Annotated in this window: 1 pseudogene; it reads right to left on the bottom strand. The window is 56.3% G+C overall.

Going from position 1 to position 284, the window contains the following annotated elements:
* Positions 1-284 (bottom strand): annotated as a pseudogene (gene aceE / locus LZP73_RS20755) (pyruvate dehydrogenase (acetyl-transferring), homodimeric type); the annotation flags it as partial.

Below are 284 nucleotides of genomic sequence, written 5' to 3'. Positions count from 1 at the left end.
GCCGATCAGGAAGCCACGCGCTTGCTGGTCGCCAGCCGCCCAGCACAGATCGCCGATACGCTGGAAACCGAACATCGAGTAATAGATGTAGAACGGGATCATCGGCAGATTGTTGGTGCTGTAAGAGGTCGCCGCTGCCAGCCAGGAACAACCTGCGCCCAGCTCGTTGATCCCTTCCTGCAGAATCTGACCTTTCTCGTCTTCTTTATAGTAAGCAACCTGCTCGCGGTCCTGCGGGGTGTACTGCTGACCGTTCGGGCTGTAAATACCAATCTGACGGAACA

The organism is Shewanella sp. AS16, from assembly GCF_021412365.1.
Lineage (GTDB): Bacteria > Pseudomonadota > Gammaproteobacteria > Enterobacterales > Shewanellaceae > Shewanella > Shewanella salipaludis.
Note: the sequence above shows the minus strand (reverse complement) of the source record. Positions and strands in the feature narration are given on the sequence as shown.